20 protein-coding genes and 1 pseudogene are annotated in these 21,109 nt (G+C 63.3%); 7 read left to right on the top strand and 14 right to left on the bottom strand.

Annotation, left to right across the window (positions count from 1 at the left end):
• Positions 1-242 precede the first annotated feature (242 nt).
• Genes OVA12_RS15360 through OVA12_RS15350 form a run of 3 tightly spaced genes read left to right on the top strand, consistent with a single transcriptional unit; the run spans position 243 to position 5,160 of the window.
• A complete protein-coding gene (locus OVA12_RS15360; protein WP_268138830.1) occupies positions 243-1,232 on the top strand; it encodes an HlyD family secretion protein in 990 nt (329 codons plus the stop codon).
• Positions 1,233-1,239: 7 nt separating this feature from the next.
• The gene (gene rbbA / locus OVA12_RS15355; RefSeq protein WP_268138827.1) at positions 1,240-4,032 is read left to right on the top strand and encodes a ribosome-associated ATPase/putative transporter RbbA; all 2,793 of its coding nucleotides are present in this window, start codon (positions 1,240-1,242) and stop codon (positions 4,030-4,032) included.
• A 3-nt stretch (positions 4,033-4,035) separates the two neighbouring features.
• A complete protein-coding gene (locus OVA12_RS15350; protein WP_268138825.1) occupies positions 4,036-5,160 on the top strand; it encodes an ABC transporter permease in 1,125 nt (374 codons plus the stop codon).
• 30 nt (positions 5,161-5,190) lie between these two features.
• On the opposite strand, the gene ntrC is transcribed toward OVA12_RS15350, so the two are convergent.
• The 3 genes from ntrC to dusB are packed head-to-tail and all read right to left on the bottom strand — an operon-like array spanning position 5,191 to position 8,791.
• Complete coding sequence (ntrC, locus tag OVA12_RS15345) at positions 5,191-6,630, bottom strand: nitrogen regulation protein NR(I) (RefSeq protein WP_106754147.1); 1,440 nt, start codon at positions 6,628-6,630, stop codon at positions 5,191-5,193.
• A 2-nt stretch (positions 6,631-6,632) separates the two neighbouring features.
• Entirely contained in the window at positions 6,633-7,778 is a 1,146-nt protein-coding gene (locus tag OVA12_RS15340; RefSeq protein WP_268138822.1) for a two-component system sensor histidine kinase NtrB, read from the bottom strand.
• On the bottom strand, positions 7,775-8,791 hold the full coding sequence (dusB, locus tag OVA12_RS15335) for a tRNA dihydrouridine synthase DusB (protein ID WP_268138820.1): 1,017 nt from the start codon (positions 8,789-8,791) through the stop codon (positions 7,775-7,777). Before dusB ends, OVA12_RS15340 begins: the two co-directional genes overlap by 4 nt.
• Before the next feature lie 180 nt (positions 8,792-8,971).
• Between dusB and OVA12_RS15330 the strand changes: the two are divergent.
• The 4 genes and pseudogenes from OVA12_RS15330 (at position 8,972) to OVA12_RS15315 (ending at position 11,924) form a co-directional block, all read left to right on the top strand.
• Positions 8,972-10,245, top strand: a pseudogene (locus OVA12_RS15330) (bifunctional 2-C-methyl-D-erythritol 4-phosphate cytidylyltransferase/2-C-methyl-D-erythritol 2,4-cyclodiphosphate synthase).
• A 28-nt stretch (positions 10,246-10,273) separates the two neighbouring features.
• Positions 10,274-10,798, top strand: coding sequence for a CinA family protein (locus OVA12_RS15325; protein ID WP_268138818.1), 525 nt, complete (start codon positions 10,274-10,276; stop codon positions 10,796-10,798).
• Between the two features lie 55 nt (positions 10,799-10,853).
• A complete protein-coding gene (locus OVA12_RS15320; RefSeq protein ID WP_268138816.1) occupies positions 10,854-11,324 on the top strand; it encodes a hypothetical protein in 471 nt (156 codons plus the stop codon).
• Between the two features lie 174 nt (positions 11,325-11,498).
• Positions 11,499-11,924, top strand: coding sequence for a hypothetical protein (locus tag OVA12_RS15315; RefSeq protein ID WP_268138814.1), 426 nt, complete (start codon positions 11,499-11,501; stop codon positions 11,922-11,924).
• Between the two features lie 33 nt (positions 11,925-11,957).
• On the opposite strand, the gene OVA12_RS15310 is transcribed toward OVA12_RS15315, so the two are convergent.
• The 11 genes from OVA12_RS15310 to OVA12_RS15260 form a co-directional block, all read right to left on the bottom strand.
• Complete coding sequence (locus OVA12_RS15310; RefSeq protein ID WP_268138812.1) at positions 11,958-12,422, bottom strand: type II toxin-antitoxin system RatA family toxin; 465 nt, start codon at positions 12,420-12,422, stop codon at positions 11,958-11,960.
• A 39-nt stretch (positions 12,423-12,461) separates the two neighbouring features.
• Complete coding sequence (gene lipA, locus OVA12_RS15305) at positions 12,462-13,439, bottom strand: lipoyl synthase (RefSeq protein ID WP_106754141.1); 978 nt, start codon at positions 13,437-13,439, stop codon at positions 12,462-12,464.
• 55 nt (positions 13,440-13,494) lie between these two features.
• Positions 13,495-13,944: an acyl-CoA thioesterase gene (locus tag OVA12_RS15300; RefSeq protein ID WP_268138810.1), complete on the bottom strand. Its 450-nt coding sequence runs from the start codon at positions 13,942-13,944 to the stop codon at positions 13,495-13,497.
• Positions 13,945-13,974: 30 nt separating this feature from the next.
• Positions 13,975-14,217: a GlsB/YeaQ/YmgE family stress response membrane protein gene (locus tag OVA12_RS15295; protein ID WP_268138808.1), complete on the bottom strand. Its 243-nt coding sequence runs from the start codon at positions 14,215-14,217 to the stop codon at positions 13,975-13,977.
• 48 nt (positions 14,218-14,265) lie between these two features.
• Entirely contained in the window at positions 14,266-14,514 is a 249-nt protein-coding gene (locus OVA12_RS15290; protein ID WP_268138806.1) for a GlsB/YeaQ/YmgE family stress response membrane protein, read from the bottom strand.
• Between the two features lie 71 nt (positions 14,515-14,585).
• Positions 14,586-16,034 (bottom strand): dihydrolipoyl dehydrogenase, encoded by a 1,449-nt coding sequence (gene lpdA / locus OVA12_RS15285; RefSeq protein WP_268138804.1) that lies wholly within the window; start codon positions 16,032-16,034, stop codon positions 14,586-14,588.
• Between the two features lie 41 nt (positions 16,035-16,075).
• Entirely contained in the window at positions 16,076-16,708 is a 633-nt protein-coding gene (locus tag OVA12_RS15280; protein ID WP_268138802.1) for a pYEATS domain-containing protein, read from the bottom strand.
• 5 nt (positions 16,709-16,713) lie between these two features.
• Positions 16,714-18,057 (bottom strand): pyruvate dehydrogenase complex dihydrolipoamide acetyltransferase, encoded by a 1,344-nt coding sequence (locus tag OVA12_RS15275; protein ID WP_268138800.1) that lies wholly within the window; start codon positions 18,055-18,057, stop codon positions 16,714-16,716.
• A gap of 16 nt (positions 18,058-18,073) precedes the next feature.
• On the bottom strand, positions 18,074-19,456 hold the full coding sequence (locus OVA12_RS15270; RefSeq protein WP_268138798.1) for a pyruvate dehydrogenase complex E1 component subunit beta: 1,383 nt from the start codon (positions 19,454-19,456) through the stop codon (positions 18,074-18,076).
• Positions 19,457-19,470: 14 nt separating this feature from the next.
• Complete coding sequence (gene pdhA, locus OVA12_RS15265; RefSeq protein ID WP_268138796.1) at positions 19,471-20,523, bottom strand: pyruvate dehydrogenase (acetyl-transferring) E1 component subunit alpha; 1,053 nt, start codon at positions 20,521-20,523, stop codon at positions 19,471-19,473.
• 176 nt (positions 20,524-20,699) lie between these two features.
• Positions 20,700-21,035, bottom strand: coding sequence for an FtsB family cell division protein (locus OVA12_RS15260; RefSeq protein ID WP_268138794.1), 336 nt, complete (start codon positions 21,033-21,035; stop codon positions 20,700-20,702).
• Between the last annotated feature and the right edge of the window lie 74 nt (positions 21,036-21,109).

Raw genomic sequence — 21,109 nt, 5'->3', positions numbered from 1 at the left:
TGTGGCATCTGGGTTGGGTCAAGGCGTGGGGCCTGTCGCTGCAGGCTGGTCCATCGGCAAATCAGCATGTCGAGAGCGACATGGTTACCACACCTTGTTGCCAAATTGCGACAGGATTGCGGCCAACGGACGATGGTTCGCCCCCCAGGTCCGCAGCACTACGGAGGCCAAGCTGCATTGCCAGTTCCTCGAGTGCACTGCATAACTCTCGAGGGGAATCTTGAGGTTGAGGGGCGCACAAGATGACCACGCGCGTAAAGTTTCTGGCCCTGGTGGCCCTTGTTCTGATCGCCGGCGCTGCTGGCGGATGGTGGTGGTGGCAGGGGCGTTCCGCGTTGCCGGACGGCATCGCCACAGCGAACGGGCGAATCGAGGCGGAAACCGTCCAGATCGCGACCCGCACCGGTGGTCGTGTGATGGAGGTGATGGTCGCCGAAGGCGATCTCGTTGCGGCCGGTCAGGTCCTCGCCCGGGTCGACACGTCGGAACTGGAAGCCATGCGGCGCGGGGCGCTCGCCCAGGAGGCCGCCGCGCGCGAGGCCGTGAACACGGTTCTGGCCCAGATTGTCCAGCGCGAAAGCGAACTCAAATACGCAGACCAGGCGCTGGAACGCGCCCGCACGCTGCTCGGCAATGGCCATATCTCGCAGCAGGAAGTGGATCAGCGCCAGACGACGCGGGAAACCGCCGCCGCGGCACTCGCCGCCGTCCGCGCCCAGCTCGCCAATGCCGAAAACACGGTTCTTGCCGCGGCTGCGGAAGTTGGCCGGATCGCGACGCTCATCAATGACAGCACGCTGACCGCCCCGATCGCCGGGCGGGTTCAGTACCGGCTGGCAGAACCGGGCGAAGTGGTCGCGGCCGGCGGGCGGGTGCTGACGCTGCTCAACCTTGGCGATGTCTACATGACCGTGTTCCTGCCGACCGGCAGCGTCGGGCGTGTTCTGATCGGAGCCGAAGCGCGGATCGTGCTGGATGCGGCACCTGAATTCGTCATCCCAGCCTCTGTGTCCTTCGTTGCCGCCGACGCGCAGTTCACCCCGCGCGAGGTGGAGACGCGGTCCGAACGGGACAAGCTGATGTTCCGCGTCAAGCTGAAGATCGATCCAGCCCTGCTCGCCCAGCATATCGACAAGGTCCGTACCGGCCTGCCGGGTGAGGCCTATGTCATGATGGCGCCGCCCGTACCATGGCCGACGATGCTAGAGGTTCGCTTGCCGCAACAGCCGTGAGGCAGCCATGACCCCGTTCACGGATACCCCTGCCTCATTCCCGGTCGCCCGGCTGGTTGATGTCACCCATCGCTACGGCAAGGTTCTGGCCCTCGATGCCGTGTCGCTTGATGTGCCGGCTGGCCGGACAATCGGACTGATCGGACCCGATGGCGTCGGCAAGTCGACCTTGCTGGCATTGCTGTCAGGTGCGCGCAAATGCCAGGGTGGCAAGGTCCAGGCGCTTGGGGCCGACCTGTCGCAATCGCGCGCGCGCCGCAAGGTGCTGCCGCGCATCGCCTATATGCCTCAAGGTCTCGGCAAGAACCTCTACATGGACCTGACGGTGGCCGAAAACCTGGAGTTTTTCGGGCGTCTGTTTGGACAGGACCGGACCGAGCGGCAACGCCGGATTGCCGATCTGACGCGGGCGACCGGATTGTTTTCCTTTCTGGACCGACCAGCAGGAAAACTCTCCGGGGGCATGAAGCAGAAGCTCGGGCTGTGCTGCGCCCTGATCCATGACCCGGACCTCCTGATCCTGGACGAGCCGACCACCGGCGTCGATCCGCTGTCACGCCGCCAGTTCTGGACGCTGATCGAGACCATCCGCGCGGATCGGCCGGGCATGACCGTGATCGTCGCCACCGCCTATATGGACGAGGCCGAAGGGTTCGAGCATCTGGTGGCCATGCATGCCGGACGGATCCTGGCTGAGGGCACGGCGGCGGAACTGAAGGCGCAAGGTCAGGGGGCAACGCTCGAGGAAGCCTTCGTCAACCTCCTGCCGGAGCGCGCCGGCCGGCCGCATGAGGCACTGATCGTGCCGCCCTTCACCGGCAATGCCGACAAGCCGGCCATCGTTGCCCGGGATCTGGTGCAGCGCTTCGGGGCCTTCACAGCCGTCGATCACGTCAGCTTCGAGATCCGCAAGGGCGAGATTTTCGGGTTCCTGGGGTCGAATGGCTGCGGCAAGTCGACAACGATGAAGATGCTGACGGGCCTTCTTCCTCCAACAGAGGGCGAGGCTTTCCTGTTCGGCGAAAAGGTCAACGCGGCCAATCTGGAGAGCCGAAAACGGGTCGGATACATGTCGCAGGCCTTCTCGCTCTATGGCGAGCTGACCGTGCGCCAGAACCTGACGCTGCACGCGCAGCTCTTCCACATGCCGGCCGCCGACGTGACGACCCGTATCGGTGAATTGCTCGACCGTTTTCGCCTCGCTGAACATGCGGACACGCTGCCCGATGCGCTGCCGCTTGGCGTGCGCCAGCGCCTGTCGCTGGCGGTGGCCATCGTGCACCGCCCGGATGTGCTGATCCTTGACGAGCCAACGTCGGGCGTCGATCCGGTGGCGCGTGATGAATTCTGGCAGCTGCTCATCACCCTGGCCCGGCAGGACCAGGTGACGATCTTCCTGTCGACGCATTTCATGAATGAAGGCGAACGCTGCGACCGCATTTCGCTGATGCATGCAGGCAAGGTCCTGGCCTGCGACACGCCACAGAACCTGATCCGCGACCATGGTGCTGCCAATCTGGAGGATGCCTTCATCGCCTGCCTTGAGGCGGCAAGCCCGGAGGGACCGGCATCCGCGGCACCACCGGCCGGTGCTGCACCGCAGGACACAACAACGGCGCCAATGCCCGCAGTGGACAACGCCCCTGCCCGCAAACGCCGGGCGCCGTTTTCGTTTCTGTCGCGCCGCCGCCTGATGGCCTATTCGCTGCGCGAGGCCAAGGAATTGCGCCGCGATCCCGTCCGGCTGGCGGTCGCCCTCATGGGAACGATGCTGCTGATGCTGGTGTTCGGCTATGGCATCACCACCGATGTGAACGAGCTGACCTATGCCGTTCTGGATCAGGACCGGACGCGCGAGAGCCGGCAATATGCCGAGAGCTTTTCCGGCTCTCGCTATTTTGCCGAACAGGCGCCGATCCGGTCCGAGGCGGAGATCCTGCCGCGCCTAAGATCCGGCGACATCTCGCTCGCCATCGAGATCCCTCCCGGCTTCGGCAAGGCCTTGCTCAGAGGCGAAACGCCTCAGATTGCTGCCACCATCGACGGGGCCATGCCGTTCCGGGCCGAGACGATTGCCGGCTATGTCGAGGGGCTGAACCGGGCCTATCTGGTCGACCAGTATCGGCAACAGCAAGGCGAAGCCCCGCCGCTCGGGGTTGCGACCATCGAACCCCGGTTCCTCTACAATCAGGATTTCAAGAGCATCAACGCCATGGCGCCCTCCGTCATGGCGCTGCTCCTGGTCTTCATCCCGGCCATCCTGACTGCCGTCAGCGTGGTGCGCGAGAAAGAGCTGGGCTCGATCACCAATCTCTATGTCACGCCGGTGACCAGCCTTGAGTTCCTGATCGGCAAACAGGCACCCTATGTTCTTGTGGCGCTTATCAATTTCGTGCTGATGACGCTGATCGCCGTGTTCGTGTTCGGGGTACCGATCAAGGGCAGCCTCGCAGCGCTCACGCTCGGTGCAGTGCTCTACATCCTCGCCACGACGTCCATCGGCCTCCTGTTCTCGACCTTTACCTCGACACAGGTCGCCGCAATCTTTGGCACGGCCATCGGCACGGTTCTGCCGGCGGTGCAATTCTCCGGAATGATGCAGCCGGTGTCGTCGCTTGAAGGAGCCGGAGCCTTCATCGGCGCGATCTATCCGACGGCGCATTTCATGACCATCGCGGTCGGCACCTTCACCAAGGGACTGGGCTTTGCGGAACTGTCAGGCAGCTTCCTGGCGCTGCTGCCGGCAGCCCCCTTGCTGCTCATTGCCTGCGTCCTCCTGCTGCCGAAACAGGAGCGCTGAGCCATGCGCCGTCTTGCCACCATCTACCGCCTGGGCCTCAAGGAAATCCTGTCGCTGTGGCGCGATCCCGTGCTGTTGATCCTGATCCTCTGGGCCTTTACCGGCGGCGTCTATATGGCCGCCGAGGGCATGAAGAGCGATCTCAACAACGTCTCCATCGCAGTGGTGGACGAGGACCGCTCTCAGCTGTCCCTGCGGCTCGTGGAGGCGCTGCGACCGCCCGAGTTCCTGCCGCCGGAGCGGATCTCCTATGGCAAGATCGACGCGGCGCTCGACAGCGAAACCTACTCGTTCGTGCTGGTGATCCCGTCGCGCTTCGAGGCGGATGTGCGCGCGGGCAAGATTCCCACACTCCAGCTCGACATCGATGCCACCGCCATGATGCAGGCCGGGATCGGGGCCAACTTCATTGCCAATGCGCTGGGTCAGGAGCTGAACCGCTTTGCGGGCAGCCTTGGCCTGTCACAGGACATGCCGCTCGACCTGGTGCTGCGCTATGCCTTCAACCCCAACCTGACCGGCGCCTGGTTTTCCTCGGTGATGGAGATCATCAACAACGTTACCATGCTGACTGTGGTGCTCACCGGTGCGGCGGTCATCCGCGAGCGCGAGCATGGCACGCTGGAACACCTCCTAGCGATGCCGCTGACGCCCTTCGAGATCATGATGGCCAAGGTCTGGGCCAACGGCCTGGTGATCGTCGCCGTCGTCGCCTTTTCACTCTGGATTGTCGTCGAGGGGCTGTTGAAGGTGCCGGTGGCTGGCTCGATCCCCCTGTTTCTTGCCGGAACCGTGCTCTACCTGTTCTTCGCTTCGGCCCTCGGCATCCTGCTTGGCACGCTGGCTCGAACCATGCCGCAGTTCGGCCTTCTGTTCATCCTCATCGTGCTGCCGATGAACCTCCTGTCCGGCGGCGAGACCCCGCTCGAAAGCCAGCCGGAGGCCTTGCAGATGGTCATGAGCCTGGTGCCCTCGACCCAGTTCGTGGCGATGGCACAGGCGGTGCTCTACCGGGGTGCGGGCGCTGCCATCATCTGGCCGAAGCTGGTGATGATCACCATCGTCGGCCTGACGCTGTTCACCCTCGCCGCCGCCCGCTTCCGCCGTTCCATCGCCGCTGCGCGGTGAAACATCGCAGAGGCAGGGAGCAATGCCGTTTTAGCGGCTTGAGCGAAGCACCTGGACGTCGAGGTCGCGGATCTTCTTGCGCAGCGTGTTGCGGTTGACGCCGAGGAGTTCTGCCGCCTTGATCTGGTTGCCGCGCGTGGCCGCCAGGGCTGCGCCGATCAAGGGATACTCGATCTCGCGCAGGATGCGGTGGTAGAGCCCCGGAGGCGGCAGCGCATCGCCGTAATTGGCGAAATAGCCGTTGAGATAACGCTCGACCGCCTGGCTGAGGTTGATCTCGCCGGACTGTTCCTCGGAGGCCTGCGACACGACCGGCGTCGACAGTTCCTGCTCGAGCAGCCCTTCGCCGATCACGTCCTGCGGGTAGAGCGCAGCGAGCCGGCGAACGAGGTTTTCCAGTTCGCGCACGTTGCCCGGCCAGCGGTAGCGGCGCAACAGGTTCATCGCGGCCGCATCGATCTGCTTGGCCGGCAGGCCTTCCTTCTCCGCCAGCGCGAAGAAGTGGCGCACCAGATCCGGAATGTCCTCAACGCGCTCGCGCAGCGGCGGAAGGCGGATCGGCACCACGTTCAGGCGGAAGAACAGGTCTTCGCGGAACAGGCCCTGGTTGATCGCCTGGCGCAGGTCCTTATGGGTGGCAGCGATGATGCGCACGTCGGTCTTGATCGGGGTGCGACCGCCGACCGTGGTGTATTCGCCCTGCTGCAGCACGCGCAAGAGCCGGGTCTGCGCCTCCATCGGCATGTCGCCGATTTCGTCGAGGAACAGCGTGCCGCCGTCCGCTTGCTCGAACCGCCCGGAAGAACGGGCCTGCGCGCCGGTGAAAGCGCCCTTCTCGTGGCCGAACAGCTCAGCCTCGATCAGGTCGCGCGGGATAGCGGCCATGTTGATGGCGACAAACGGCCCGTTGCGGCGCTTGCCGTAGTCATGCAGCGCGCGGGCGACCAGCTCCTTGCCGGTGCCGCTCTCGCCGTTGATCATGACGGTCAGGTCCGTCTGCATCAGGCGGGCAAGGACGCGGTAGATCTCCTGCATGGCCGGCGAGCGGCCGACCAGCGGGATGTTCTCGCCCATGTCCTCTGTCTCGACCGGACGGCGTTGCTTGGGCTCCTCCAGCGCGCGGGCGATGATGCTGGTGAGTTCCTTCAGGTCGAAGGGCTTGGGAAGATATTCATAAGCCCCCTTCTCCGACGCTCGGATGGCGGTCATGAAGGTGTTTTGCGCACTCATGACGATGACCGGCAGGTCTGGCCGGAGCTTCTTGATGCGCGGCAGCACGTCGAAGATGTTCTCGTCCGGCATGACCACGTCCGTCACGACAAGATCGCCGTCGCCCGAACTGACCCAGCGCCACAGGGTGGCAGCGTTGGAGGTAAGGCGCACCGTGTAGCCGGCCCGGGACAGGGCCTGGTTCAGCACCGTGCGGATTGCTGCATCGTCGTCAGCAACAAGAATGGTCCCGGTCGGCATGGTCAGGCGGTCCTGTCGATGAAGGGGGTTTCGGGTTCAATGAAGGCAGGCATGAGGATGCGGAACACCGTGCGGCGCGGCACGCTTTCGCATTCGATCACCCCGCCATGATCGCTGATCATCTTGGCCACCAGCGCCAGACCGAGGCCCGAGCCGTTGGTCTTTGTGGTGATGAAGGGCTCGAAAATATGCGGCATCAGGTCGTCCGGCACGCCGGGGCCGTTGTCCTTGACGCAGAACTCCAGCGGCAGGCTGACCTTGTCGCTGGTGCCGGGCACCGAAAGGCGCACGCCCGGCCTGAATGCGGTGGTAATGCGGATCTCGCCGTCCGGATCATTGCCGATGGCTTCGCTGGCGTTCTTGACGAGGTTCAGGAACACCTGCACCAGCTGGTCACGGTTGGCATAGACGAAGGGCAGCGAGGGGTCGTAATCCTCGACGATGCGCTTGCCGCGGGCAAAGCCGCTGTCGGCGAGCCGCTTCACGTGGTCGAGCACCACATGGATGTTGACCGGCTCGCGCTCGATCGGCCGTTCATCGGAGAAGACCTCCATCCGGTCGACGAGTTTCACGATCCGGTCGGTCTCGTCCATGATCAGGCGGGTCAGCGCCCTGTCGTCCTCGCTGGCGGACTGTTCCAGGAGCTGCGCTGCGCCGCGAATGCCGGAGAGCGGGTTCTTGATCTCATGCGCCAGCATGGCGGCAAGGCCCGTGACGGTGCGCGCCGCGCCGCGCGAGGTAAGCTGGCGGTCGATCTTCTCCGCCATGGTGCGTTCCTGGAACATCAGCACCACCGCACCGGGCCGGTCAGACACAGGCGCTGCGTGAATGTCGACGACCCGGTCGGAACCAATGCGCGGCGAGCCGATGTCCACCTTGTATTCGTTCACGGGCGCGCCGCGCTCGCGCACCTGCTCGATCAATGTGAGCAGCGGGCTGCCGAAGGGCACGAAATAGTCAATCGGATGCCGGCGCAGCACCGAGACGGAGGACCGCAGGAAGATCTCGGCCGCCATGTTGGCCGCCTCGATCACCCCGTCCGGGGCCACCAGCAGCACCGGATGCGGCAGGGCATCGAGAATGGTCGGGCCATCCGTGGTCAGGGCGGCCGTCCGGCCGTCCTGGGATCTGGGCGCAGGCGTCGTCATGCGGCGCTCCTTGAGGGCTGCGAGGAAAACCAGGACCGCGCCAGATCCCGCACCCGGGCCGGACTGTCGCTGGTCATCATCTCGGCGCGCAGGGCGCCGGGCACGTTGTCGGTCTGGTCGAGATACCAGCCCAGATGCTTGCGGGCGATGCGCCGGCCGAGCTCCAGTCCGTAGAGGGACAGAAGCGCGTCATAATGCTCGAGCGCGAGGTCCGCGAGCGCTGCCCCTTCAGGAGCAGATGGCACAGGCGTGCCGTTGAGATGGGCACCGATCTGTCCGGGCAGCCAGGGCCGGCCATAAGAACCGCGCCCGACCATCACGCCGGCGGCCCCCGATTGCGCCAGCATGTCCCCGGCGGCCGCGATGGACACGCAGTCGCCGTTGGCGATCACTGGAATGGTGACGGCCTCGACGACAGCGCGGATCGCCTTCCAGTCGGCCTCGCCCTTGTAGAACTGGTTGCGCGTGCGGCCGTGCACCGTGACGAGCTGGACACCGGCATTCTCGGCCCGGCGGGCAAGATCCGGTGCGTTCAGGCAATCCCGGTCCCAGCCCAGCCGCATCTTCAGAGTCACCGGTACCTTGACCGCCTGCACGGTTGCCTCGATCAGCGTCAGGGCATGGTCGAGATCGCGCATCAGCGCCGAGCCGGAATAGCCGGTGGTCACGCGCTTGGCCGGGCAGCCCATGTTGATGTCGATGATGTCGGCCCCGGCATCCTCGGCGATGCGGGCCGCCTCGCCCATCCAGTGGGCCTCGCGGCCGGCAAGCTGCACGACATGCAGGTCAAGGCCATCGCCCTCGGCGCGCGTCCGTGTTTCGGCGTCGCCTTCGACAAGGCTCTCGCAGGCGACCATTTCCGAGACGACGACGCCAGCGCCAAAGCGGGCGGCGAGCCGGCGGAACGGCAGGTCGGAGACGCCGGACATCGGCGCAAGAAACGCCCGATTCGCCAGGCGATGCGATCCGATGACCAAGGGGTCGGCTGGGGAAAAGGCGCTGATCGTGCTCATATCGTGTGCAAGTTTCATTCTGCCTACAGAGTAGTCATTTTTTGCGCTGCGGCAAGCGTCATATTTCCGGTAGAGCGGAAGTGCGGCAAATAACCGGTTGAGCGCTCCGGGTGAAAGCCTTTATCTGCAGGCAGTTCACTGCAACCCCGCAGCTTTGCCCCTCTTCCTGGACAGAACGCCATGACAAGCCCTCCCCTCGTCGATGCGCTCGTCGTTGCTGCAGGCCGCGGCACACGGCTGAAGCTTGCCGACGACAGCGCCCCGAAACAGTACCTGCCGCTCGCAGGCCTGCCGGTTCTGACCTGGACGCTGGAGGCGCTGTGTGCGTGCCCGGATATTCACCGTGTCCAGGTGGTGATCCATGCGGATGACCATGCGCTCTACGATGAGGCCCGCATGGCGCTGTCTCCAGATGCGGCTGCGCGCTTGCTACCGGCTGTGACTGGCGGCGACACCCGCCAGGCGTCGGTACGTCTGGGGCTGGAGGCGATGACCGCCGGTCGCGATGATGTTCGCCACGTGCTCATCCACGATGCGGCGCGGCCATTCTTGCCGGCCGAGGTGGTGACGCGACTGGTGGCCGCGCTGCGGGCAGGCGATCTTGCCGTGCTTGCCGCCCTCCCCGTCCACGACACGCTGAAACGGGCCGGACCGGACGGCTTTGCCACCGGAACAGTTGACCGCAGCGGATTGTGGGCGGCGCAGACACCGCAGGGATTTGGCCTTGCTGAGATTGTCTCCGCCCACCACGCGGCCCTTGCCGCAGGCGAAACCGCCTTTACCGATGACACATCGCTTGCCGAATGGGCCGGCCTGAAAGTGAGGCTGGTGGAAGGCGCCGCCGAGACTTACAAGATCACCACGAGAGCCGATCTGGACCGGGCCCGCATGGATGTGGACCGGTTCGCGGCAACGCTGAACAGGAGCGCCCCCGCATGACCGACTGGTCCAACTACCCCGATATCCGTGTGGCCACCGGCTATGACGTGCATGCCTTTGAAGCCGGTGATGCGGTCATCCTTGGCGGGATCGCCGTGCCGCATGAGCGCAAACTCGCCGGCCACTCAGATGCCGATGTGGTGCTGCATGCGCTGACCGATGCCATCCTGGGTGCAATTGCAGACCGGGACATCGGAGCCCATTTCCCGCCCTCCGACCCGAAATGGAAAGGCGCGGCCTCGGACCAGTTCCTGATCCATGCGCTGGACCTGGTGGCGGCGCGGGGCGGCAAGGTCGCTCACCTCGATGTGACCATCGTTTGCGAGGCCCCCAAGATCGGGCCTGTGCGTGATGCGATGCGCGAAAGGATTGCCGAGATCTGCGCCCTGCCCCTTGGCCGGGTCTCGGTCAAGGCAACCACCTCGGAGCGTCTGGGCTTTACCGGACGCAAGGAGGGCATCGCAGCCCTCGCAACCGCAACCGTGCGTCTGCCTGCCGGGCAGGACGAGGCCTGATCCATCCCCCGCGAGCAGGAGCCCTTGAATGACAGATCCTGATCCCCTGCTGGCAGCGTCCACCGACCTGGTGAAGCGCATGGCCGAGGCCGGTTTGAAGCTGGCAACGGCGGAATCCTGCACCGGCGGTCTCGTTGCCGGGCTGGTGACCGAAGTGCCGGGATCTTCGGCCGTGCTGGACCGTGGTTTTGTTACCTATTCCAACGAGGCCAAGGCCGAGATGCTCGGCGTTCCGATGGCGCTGATCACGGAGCATGGGGCGGTCAGCCGGCCGGTTGCCATCGCCATGGCCGAAGGTGCGCTCGCCCGCTCAAGGGCCGATATTGCGGTTGCCATCACGGGAATTGCTGGCCCGGGTGGTGGCTCGGCGGCAAAGCCCGTCGGGACCGTGCATTTCGCCTGTGCCGCACGCGGGCAATCAACTGAGGCCGAGGCCCATCTGTTTGCGGACGCTGGACGCGCGGCCATTCGGGCGGATGCGATCCGTGTCGCGCTCCAGCTTGTTTCAAATTTTACGGAAATTCTGAAGAGCTCTTCAAACTCTGACCGCTAATGTCCGAAGCTTGTGTGGAGCTGAAACAACTGCTCCGCCAAATGCAGAGGTACATATGCGCGCAATGATTGCGTCGCTCTGGCTCGCGCTGCTTGGCGCTTCGGCCAGTGCTGGGGACATGCCTGTCCCGGGTGACTTCTTTCTGATCTCGCGGCAAACTGACGGAACATTTTCCGCCAGTCACAAGGTGCTGGACAAGCCCGGCCAGGGCTATGTCTCTGCCACCTACTGCGGACGCACTTACTGGGTGCGCCCGACCACTGTCGCCTGGACCCACATGGAAGCCGAAAACCGCCGCAAGGTTGCGCTGGAATATAATGCCGGCAAAGGCTGGCGCCCGCTTTGCGAGGACGCACAGGAGCAGGTTCGCCTCGCTGATATCGGAATTCAGGCGGACGACTTCATCGTTGCAAATGGCGGCTCTTACGAGCAGCCGAAGCTCGAGAACCGCTTCCAGCACATCAGCAACGGCTTCAAGAGCAAGACCGGCAACAGCAAGAGTTCCAGCACCTACCACAGTCGCTGAACACGACAGACAATCCAGACCATTTCACCGGACGCGATCCATCGCGCCCGGCTACGTAACTGTTTATTAAATTTTGAGCGCCGATACTCATCGTTAATAAACGGTTGTCACGCAAAATGGCGTCGAGCGTCCCTGATTGCAGAACGCAATCCGGCCAATCGATTGGATCCTGTCGTGAAGTGGTTTGTCATCCTTTTCGGTGTTCTCGGTTTTGCGGCCCCGCCCGCGATGGCAAACAGTGCGCGTACGGCCGAAGAATTTCACATCATCTCGCGTGACAAGATGAACCGCTTTCGCGGCAGCCATCAGCTGCTTCGCCGTCCGCAGGTTGGTTTCGTCCAGGTGATGTATTGCGACACGGTCTATTGGGTCCGCCCGAGGACAGTTGCCTGGTCAGAACAGGAAGCAGATCTTGGCTATGCGCTGGCCATCGAGACCAATCTGGGAACCGGCTGGTCGCCCGTCTGCATGAACCCGCAGCAGCAGGTGACGCTAAAGGACCTTGATCTTGCGCCCAAGGATGAAAAGGCGGCCGCTAAGGAGCCGGTGCAGCGCAAGTTCCGTTTCCAGGAGATCCGCAAGTCCTTCGAGGCGCGCTAGCTCCTCACATGCAGGCCGGGCCTGCGCCGAAGCTCAGGCAAGCCTCGGCGGGCCATAGACATCGTCGGCACGCGCCTCGAAGGCCGAGGCAAACTTGCGGAAGGCCATGTCGAACATGGCGCCCATGAGTGAGGCCAGCGTGCGGCTCTTGAAGTCATAGGTGATGAAGAACTGCACCTTGCAGCGCGCGCCATCCAGATCCGAAAAGCTCCAGCGGTTTTCCAGATGCCGGAACGGCCCGTCGAGATACTCGACCAGGATCTCGTTCTTTTCCCGGTCGAGGGTGACCTTGCTGGTGAAGGTCTCGCGGAACAGCTTGTAGGCGACCGTCATGTCGGCGATCAGCACTTCCCGTGCCGCATCGAGCTCCTTGCGTCCGCGCACCACCAGATTCTGGCACAGCGGCACGAACTGCGGATACTTTTCCACATCAGCCACGAGATTGAACATGTCGTCCGCAGAGTGGCCGACATCCCGGGTCGTATCAAAGGACGGCATCGTTTCCTGTCCAGCTCCAGTCCGCTTGCAAGGCCCGCGTCAGTGACCGAGCTTTGCGGCGCGCGCCGCACGCAGATCAGCGAAATCTTCGCCCGCATGATGTGAAGACCGCGTCAACGGGCTTGCGGAAACCTTGAGGAAGCCCTTCGCATAGGCAATCTTCTCATAGGCCTTGAATTCCTCCGGCGTAACGAAGGACAGCACCGGGTGGTGCTTCTTCGAGGGCTGGAGATACTGGCCGATGGTGAGGAAGTCGACGTCGGCGGTGCGCAGGTCATCCATGAGCTGCAGCACTTCGTTCCGCTCCTCGCCAAGGCCCACCATGATGCCCGACTTGGTGAACATGGTCGGGTCGAGTTCCTTCACCCGCTGCAGCAGGCGGATGGAATGGAAGTAGCGCGCACCGGGGCGCACCTTTAGATACTTCGACGGGACGGTTTCCAGATTGTGGTTGAACACGTCCGGCTTGGCACGAACGACGATCTCGAGCGCGCCTTCCTTGCGCAGGAAGTCGGGCGTCAGAACCTCGATGGTGGTCTTCGGCGCCTTGGCGCGGATCGCGGCAATGACGTCAGCGAAATGGTTCGCGCCGCCATCGTCCAGATCGTCCCGGTCCACGGAAGTGATGACCACATGCTCGAGGCCCATGGTGGCGACGGCCGTGGCGATGCCCTCGGGCTCATGCGGGTCGACGGCGGTCGGCATGCCGGTGCGCACGTTGCAGAAGGCGCAGGCGCGGGTGCAGGTGTCGCCGAGGATCATGAAGCTGGCGTGCTTCTTCGACCAGCATTCGCCGATGTTCGGGCAGCCCGCTTCCTCGCAGACGGTGACAAGCTTGTTCTCGCGCACCACCTGATGCGTCTCCCGGTAAACGGGCGACGTCGGCGCCTTGACGCGGATCCACGCCGGCTTGCGCGCGACCGGATTGTCCGGGCGATGCGCCTTTTCCGGATGGCGGGGTTTCTGGGCGTCGGTGTCCGGCTGCGGCCGGTTCAGGGTGTCGAGGATCGTGACCATGTGCACCAGATGTAGCGGTTCTGCGCGAAGGTCAAGAGCTGCCTTCGCCGCGGGCCTATGCGTTGTCGTTTGAACTGATGAGCTGCGTGAGCCGCGCAACGGCAGTCGGAGACAAGGGACGTGACTTGCGCGTCGTCTCGTCCATCTGCACGATGACGGAAACGGCGCGCGCGGCGCAGACTTCGTTCTGGAAAACGGCCTGTTCGAGCGTCATCGAGCTGGTGCCGATCTTCAGCACACGCGTGCCAATGGCAACCTCGCCGGGCCAGCGGATCTCGGCCAGAAAGTCCAGCTCAAGACGGGCGATGACGAAGGCGGCCCCCTCGTCTGCCAGATCGATACCCGTGCCGGAGGCCGCGCCGAACAGCGCCTCGACCCGGCCGGTTTCCAGGAACGTCGCGAAGACCGCGTTGTTCACATGGCCCTGACGATCGGTGTCGCCGTAGCGCAGCTTGTCACGCGCGACACTCGGGTAGTCTTCCAGTCTGACGGCCTTGGCGTCCACGCCCCTCTCCCCTGCCAATCAGATCGCAGCCTAGCGCCCGCGGATCTTGCGCCAGAGAAACAGGAACAGGATCGCGCCGACTGTCGCCACAACCAGCTGGTCCAGGAACCCGCCGGTGATGTTGAGCTTGAAGATCTCGGAGAGCTTGCCGCCGACCAGGGCGCCGATCAGGCCAACGATGAGCGAGCCAAGGAAGCCACCGCGGCTGTCCAGAACCCGGTGCGCCACCGCGCCGGCAATCAGGCCGACAATGATCCAGTAAAGGAAACTCATCTGCTTCTCCGGTCAGGCCAATACTGAGGCCAACACTCAGGCCAATACTCAGGCGAGAATACGGGCAATCAGGACGACGACAATGGCACCGATTGCCGCGACCAGCACCTCATTGACGAGCGGATGGCCGACGTTGATCGACAGGCCCGTTGTCTTGACCAGGAAACCGCCGACGAAAGCGCCGATCAGGCCGGTCAGCAGATAGCGGATCAGGCCGCCGCCACCGACGACGAAACTGGCCAGCCAGCCGGCCAGGAGACCGATCACGCACCAGATGACAATTGCCTTGGTATCCATCGTCCGTGCTCTCCGCGTGCTGTGAGGCACAGGCCGCAGCTTTCGAGGCTGCGGCCGGCCCGCGATCAGGATCAGGCGTTCAGGGCGCGGCCGTAGGCGTCCAGCACGCTTTCCTTCATCATCTCAGAAAGCGTCGGGTGCGGGAAGATCGTGTGCATCAGGTCTTCCTCGGTCGTCTCCAGGTTCATGGCGACGACGAAGCCCTGGATCAGCTCGGTCACTTCCGTGCCGACCATGTGCGCGCCGATCAGCTCGCCGGTCTTCTTGTCGAAGATCGTCTTGATGAGGCCGTTGTCCTCACCCAGCGCAATCGCCTTGCCATTGGCGCCGAAGGAGAAGCGGCCGACGCGAATGTCGCGGCCGAGTTCCTTGGCCTTGGCCTCCGTCAGACCAACGGAGGCGACCTGCGGGTTGCAATAGGTGCAGCCCGGGATCTTGCCCTTGTCCATCGGATGGACATTCGGCAGGCCGGCGATCTTCTCGATGCAGATGACGCCTTCATGCTCGGCCTTGTGGGCGAGCATCGGAGGACCAGCCACATCGCCGATGGCGTAGAGACCGGGCACATTGGTGCGACCATAGCCGTCGATCACGACGCAGCCGCGATCTGTCTTCACGCCGAGGGCCTCAAGGCCGAGGTTCTCGATGTTGCCCTGCACGCCGACAGCCGAGATCAGGCGGTCAGCGGTGATCTCGGTCACCTTGCCGTCCTTGGTTTCCACATGGGCGGTGATGGAATTGGCACCCTTCACCACCTTGGCCACCTTGGCCTCGGTCATGATCTTCAGGCCGCGCTTTTCCAGCGCCTTGCGGGCGATCGCCGAAATCTCGGCATCTTCCACCGGCATCACCTGCGGCATGACCTCGACGACGGTCACGTCCACGCCCATAGAGCGGTAGAAGGACGCGAACTCGATGCCGATGGCGCCAGAGCCCATGACGACCAGCGACTTCGGCATGAAGTCCGGCTTCATCGCCTCGAAATAGGTCCAGATCAGCTTGCCATCCGGCTCGATGCCCGGCAGCGCACGCGGACGGGCGCCGGTGGCGACGATGATGTGCTTGGCGGTGTAGGTGCCCTCCCCCTTCACGCCCTTGGGCGCGGGGTGCTGCGGCTCGACCGCAGGTTTGGAGGATTTCGCCACCACAACCTCACCCGGCTTGGTGAGCTTGGCCTCACCCCAGATGACGTCGATCTTGTTCTTCTTCATCAGGAAGCCGACGCCAGCATTGAGACGGGCCGAGACGCCGCGCGAGCGGGCGACCACGTCCTTGACGTCCGCCGTCATCTTGCCTTCCAGCGTCAGGCCGTAGGACTTGGCGTGGTTGGCGTGATCGAGGATTTCAGCCGAGCGCAGCAGCGCCTTGGTCGGGATGCAGCCCCAGTTGAGGCAGATGCCGCCGAGATGCTCGCGCTCGACGATGGCAGTCTTGAAGCCCAGCTGGGCCGCACGGATCGCGGTCACATAACCGCCGGGTCCGGAGCCGATGATGAGGACATCGTAATTGGTGTCAGCCATGGCGTTTTCCCTATGTTTGCCCGTTAAGATACGCGAGCTATCTATTTGTCTGACGATTCTTGGTATCGGTATCCAGAACCTTCAAAGTCGAGGTACCTATAGAGAATTGCGCTTGTTCCATCGTGAAACACGACACGGGCCTCGCACAATGATGGTCCATATGCTTGCGTTCTTATGGCAAATCCATCCGTCGAATTTTTCACGACATACTTGGCTCCATAAATTGGAAACTCTGCACTTCCAAAGTTCTTGCCGAAGTAATATTCTACGTGCTTGACATCATTCAACTTACCGTGACGCTTATGCGGAACGATAAAGACAGATATATCAAAATATGCATCACCACTTGCAGAAATTTTTTCTGTCTTCTTAAAGCGATGTACAAGGAGCAAATTTTTACTTTGCTTGTAAATCGCATCGCGTCGATCATATATTTCTTTATCTGCAGCTTCCAAATCATAGATGGAGTTGCCATCCATCAGTGGAAAATCGTCTATTTTCTTTCCGACAAGTTCTAACTGGCCATATTTTACAGAGGCACCCAATCTAACCTGGTCGGATATTGCTTTTGAGATTTGGAGGATACTATTTCTGAAATAGTAAAAACCAAACGCAATGAGGGCTGGCCAGGCGAACCCGGCCAAAGCTTCGATTAGTGAAGCCAAACCCTTCATAGCAATCAGACCAGCATGCTCATCGGGTTCTCGATATAGCCCCGGAAGGCCCCGAGAAGTTCTGCGCCGAGGGCGCCGTCGACGCAGCGGTGGTCGGTCGAGAGCGTGACGGTCATGACGGTGGCAACCGCCAGGGCGCCGTGCTTGACGACGGGACGCTGTTCACCCGCGCCGACGGCCAGAATGGTCGCATGCGGCGGGTTGACGACGGCCGAGAAGCTCTTCACGCCCATCATGCCCATGTTGGACACGGCGGTGGTGCCGCCCTGGTACTCTTCCGGCTTCAGCTTGCGGTCCTTGGCGCGCTGGCCGAGGTCCTTCATCTCGTTGGAGATGGTGGACAGGGCCTTCTGCTCGGCGCTGCGGATGATCGGGGTGATCAGGCCGCCCGGGATCGACACGGCAACGCCGACATCGGCGTGCTTGTGCTTGACCATGGCGTCATCGGTCCAGGAGACATTGGCGTCCGGCACATCGCGCAGGGCCAGCGCCAGAGCCTTGATGACCATGTCGTTGACCGAGAGCTTGTAGGCCGGCTTGCCGTCCTTGGACTTCGGCGCTGCATCGTTGAGCTGGGTGCGCAGGGCCAAGAGCGCGTCGAGCTCGCAGTCGACCGACACGTAGAAGTGCGGGATCGTCTGCTTGGACTCGGTGAGACGCTTGGCAATGGTCTTGCGCATGCCGTCATGCGGCACGAGCTCGTAGGAGCCTTCGGCGAAGAGCTTGAGCACCTGGTCCTTCGACGGACCGGTGGCCAAGGCTGGCGCCGGGGCGGCAGCAGCCGGTGCTGGCGCAGCAGCCGGGGAAGCGGCAGCGGCCGGAGCCGCCTTGCCCGTGCCAGACTTCAGGGCCGCTTCGATGTCGCGCTGGACGACACGGCCATGCGGGCCGGAGCCGGCGATGGCCTTGAGGTCGAGCCCGTTCTGGGCCGCAAGACGCCGGGCGAGCGGCGAGGCGAAGACCCGTGCCCCACCGGACTGAGGCGCTGCTACAGGTGCCGCTGCGGCCGGAGCTGCTGCGGCGACCGGTGCTGCAGCTGGGGCTGCAGGAGCTGGAGCAGCAGCCGGAGCTGCGGCCGGGGCGGCCGAGGCCTTGGACGCATCCTCGCCGTCAGCGGCCAGCACGGCGATCACCGTGTTGACCTTGACGCCCTGGGATCCGGCCGGAACCAGGATCTTGGCGATGGTGCCCTCATCGACGGCTTCCACTTCCATGGTCGCCTTGTCGGTCTCGATCTCGGCGATCACGTCGCCGGAGGAAACCTTGTCGCCTTCCTTGACCAGCCACTTGGCCAGATTGCCCTCTTCCATGGTGGGAGAGAGGGCCGGCATGGTGATGTTGATCGGCATCTGTGCCTCCCTCGCCTCAGGCCTTGTAGGTGACGGCTTTCACCGCATCGATGACTTCCTTGACCGTCGGCAGCGCCAGCTTTTCAAGGTTGGCGGCGTAAGGCATCGGAACGTCCTTGCCGGTGACGCGCAGGATCGGCGCATCGAGGTAATCGAAGGCCTTTTCCTGGACCTGGTAGCCGATTTCCGACGAAACGGAGCAGACCGGGAAGGCTTCCTCGACGGTGACGCAGCGGCCGGTCTTGCGGACCGAGGCCAGTACCGTGTCGATGTCGAGCGGGCGGATGGTGCGCAGGTTCACGACTTCCGCCGAGATGCCCTGGGCTGCCAGTTCGTCCACGGCCTTCATGACATAGGTCATGCCGATGCCCCAGGAAACGATGGTCACGTCCGTACCGGCACGCTCGATCTTGGCCTTGCCGATCGGCAGGACAAAATCGTCGACCTTCGGCACTTCGAAGGACTGGCCGTAGAGGATCTCGTTTTCCAGGAAGACGACCGGGTTCGGGTCGCGGATGGCAGCCTTCAGCAGGCCCTTCGCATCGGCGGCCGACCACGGCTGGATCACCTTCAGGCCCGGGATATGGGCATACCAGGAGGCATAGTCCTGGCTGTGCTGGGCGCCGACGCGGGCAGCAGCGCCGTTCGGACCGCGGAAGACAATCGGAGCACCCATCTGGCCGCCTGACATGTAAAGCGTCTTGGCAGCGGAGTTGATGATGTGGTCGATCGCCTGCATGGCGAAGTTGAACGTCATGAACTCGACGATCGGCTTCAGGCCAGCCATCGCAGCGCCGACGCCGAGACCGGCAAAGCCGTGCTCGGTGATCGGGGTGTCGATGACGCGGCGGGCGCCGAATTCATCCAGCAGGCCCTGCGTGATCTTGTAGGCACCCTGGTATTCGGCCACTTCCTCGCCCATGACGAAGACGCGGTCATCGGCACGCATTTCCTCGGCCATCGCGTCGCGCAGGGCCTCGCGGACGGTCATGGTGACCATCTCGGTGCCAGCCGGTGCGTCGCTGTCGGCAGACCCGGAGGTAACGGGAGCAGCCGGAACAGGAGCAGCAGCAGCGACCGGCGCAGGCGCGGCAGCCGGAGCCGGGGCAGCGGCGGGCGCCGGTGCGGGTGCAGCAGTTGCTGCGGAGGCATCTTCGCCTTCGGCCAGCAGAACGGCGATGGCGGTGTTCACCTTCACGTTCTCGGAGCCTTCGGCGATCAGGATCTTGCCCAGCACGCCCTCGTCGACGGCTTCCACTTCCATGGTTGCCTTGTCAGTCTCGATTTCGGCGATGACATCACCGGCCTTGATAGTGTCGCCCTCGGCCTTCAGCCACTTGGCGAGCTTGCCCTCTTCCATGGTCGGAGAGAGAGCCGGCATCAGAATGTTGATCGGCATGGTATCCCCCGGCCTTAGAGCAGAATGTCGGTGTAGAGCTCGGACACATCCGGCTCCGGATCGTTCTGGGCGAATTCGGCCGCCTCGGCGACGATCGCGCGCACATCGCGGTCGATCGCCTTGAGGTCGTCATCCGTGGCCCAGCCGCTTTCCATCAGACGCACGCGGACCTGCTCGATCGGGTCGTGCTCGGTGCGCATCTTCTGCACTTCGTCCTTGGAGCGATACTTCGCCGGGTCGGACATGGAGTGACCACGATAACGATAAGTGATCATTTCCAGGATGTACGGGCCCTTGCCTTCGCGGCACCAGGCCAGTGCCCGGTCGGAGGCAGCCTTCACGGCGCGCACGTCCATGCCGTCAACCTGCTCGCCCGGGATGCCGAAGGACAGGCCGCGCTGGGACAGGTCGGTCATAGCGGAGGCGCGCTCGACGCTGGTGCCCATGCCGTACTTGTTGTTTTCAATCACATAAATGACCGGCAGCTTCCACAGCTCGGCCATGTTGAAGCTCTCGTAGACCTGGCCCTGGTTGGACGCGCCGTCGCCGAAGAAGGCCATCGAGACGTTGCCGTTGCCGGAATACTTGTTGGCAAAGCCGATGCCGGTGCCGAGCGCGACCTGCGCGCCGACGATGCCGTGGCCGCCGTAGAAGTGCTTCTCCTTGGAGAACATGTGCATCGAGCCGCCCTTGCCCTTCGACAGGCCGCCCCGACGCCCGGTGAGCTCCGCCATGACGCCCTTCGGGTCAAGGTCCATGGCCAGCATGTGGCCGTGGTCGCGGTAGCCGGTGATCATCTGGTCACCGTCCTTCTTGGCCATCTGCATGCCGACGACGACAGCTTCCTGACCAATGTAGAGGTGGCAGAAGCCGCCGATGAGGCCCATGCCATAGAGCTGTCCCGCCTTCTCCTCGAAGCGGCGGATCAGAAGCATTTCGCGGTAAGCGTGGAGTTCGTCTTCTTTGGAGAACTCTGCAATGGCGGGCGCGGCCGGGTTGGCGGCGCCGCTGGACCGGGTGGCGCCTTTCGCGCGCGCACCGGCGGAAGACTTGTTCGTTACGGCCATGACCCTCGTCTCTACGTGACGTTTCCCCTAGGAAAGCAAGCGGAAGGTAACCCGCGATCCTTGTCAATCCAAGAGGTGCAACTCTTGGCGAAAAAACATGACAACGATGTGTTTCTGAATGGAAATTTTGAATAAACCAAAATTCGGTTCATTAGTTAAAATGAACCGCTTTTCGGTTATCTCTGTCCGGCGCCTGCGGGGCGCAGGATGGCGAGTTCGTTGACATGAACAACATTGAGATTAGCGCGGGCGCGCTCGTCGACCATATCCGGGTCGAGGCTCTCCGGCCGCAGCAAGCTGACACGGGTGGCGATGTGTTCTCGTTCGGCCGTCAGCACGCGCAGTTCCGCCTCGAGCGCAGCAACCTGCTGCTCGATCCGTTCACGGCCGGCCGTACCGAATTCCCCGTTCACGGCGTGAAAGGCGAAATAGGCCAGCACAGCGCTCGCAGCGACCGGGATCACGAAGCGGCGGTGAATTGACTTCTTGCGTTGGCGGGTGGTGGCAGACACGCGGTACGACCTACACGGGACATTGGGCCTTGTGAGTCCAATGTGCCGGATTGGCCTTAACAGTTCCTTTCACG

This window comes from Pannonibacter sp. SL95 (genome assembly GCF_026672425.1).
Taxonomy (GTDB): domain Bacteria; phylum Pseudomonadota; class Alphaproteobacteria; order Rhizobiales; family Stappiaceae; genus Pannonibacter.
The sequence above is the reverse complement of the archived record's forward strand: the minus strand, read 5'-3'. Positions and strand labels throughout refer to the sequence as shown.